The 237-nt window shown below is 47.7% G+C and carries 1 pseudogene; it reads left to right on the top strand.

Features of this window, described 5'->3' with window-relative positions:
• Positions 1-16: 16 nt before the first annotated feature.
• A pseudogene (locus tag R0K30_RS23470) lies at positions 17-181 on the top strand (DNA polymerase beta superfamily protein); the annotation flags it as partial.
• Between the last annotated feature and the right edge of the window lie 56 nt (positions 182-237).

Here is a 237-nt window from a genome sequence, read left to right as displayed (position 1 = left end):
AAAACGGGAAGAAGTCATGGAGAATTCTAAAGAAAGAGTTGATGGACGCTTGGGAGAGAGAATCAAGGAAGAGCTGAAAAGCATCGAAGAAAGGTATGACGTAAGGAGTTGTCTTGCCGTCGAATCAGGCAGCAGGGCATGGGGATTCCCCTCGACGGACAGGGAGTATGATGTTCGTGTGTGATACGTTCCTCGGAAGGAATGGTACTGGTCGATTGAAGAACATCGTGATGTGAT

It is taken from the genome of Bacillus sp. SIMBA_154, assembly GCF_046536015.1.
Classification (GTDB): domain Bacteria; phylum Bacillota; class Bacilli; order Bacillales; family Bacillaceae; genus Bacillus; species Bacillus pumilus_P.
Note: the sequence above shows the minus strand (reverse complement) of the source record. Positions and strands in the feature narration are given on the sequence as shown.